Origin of the sequence: Corynebacterium sp. HMSC069E04 (assembly GCF_001813175.1) — a bacterium.
GTDB lineage: Bacteria > Actinomycetota > Actinomycetes > Mycobacteriales > Mycobacteriaceae > Corynebacterium > Corynebacterium aurimucosum.
In genome coordinates this window covers 1-278 of record NZ_KV811646.1, presented here as the reverse complement: position 1 = coordinate 278, position 278 = coordinate 1, and the positions used below count along the sequence as shown (strand labels likewise).

The following is a 278-nucleotide window of genomic DNA, read 5'->3' as shown; positions in this document are numbered from 1 at the left end:
ACCTCAGCTAAGGAAGGATTGAACTATGCCTAGAAAGTATTCCGTCGAGTTCAAGGAGAAGGCGGTCCATCAGATCATCGAAATGGTCCGCCTGGAGTCTTGCTCACTGCAACGCGCCTACACGGAGGTCGGTGAGCTGCTTGGAGTATCTCACCACACGTTGCGGGCCTGGTACCGTGACAGCGCCTCAGTACGCGATAATTCTGACGCTTCAGGCGGCGAAACAATGGAAGAAGAACTCAGGCGTCTGCGCCGCGAAAACCGTGAGCTGAAGCGAG

General features: G+C 55.4%; 1 protein-coding gene. It reads left to right on the top strand.

What is annotated here, in order from left to right; translation table 11 throughout:
• Positions 1-25: 25 nt before the first annotated feature.
• A partial coding sequence (locus HMPREF2896_RS03800; RefSeq protein WP_070717864.1) for a transposase occupies positions 26-278 on the top strand: 253 nt, incomplete at its 3' end.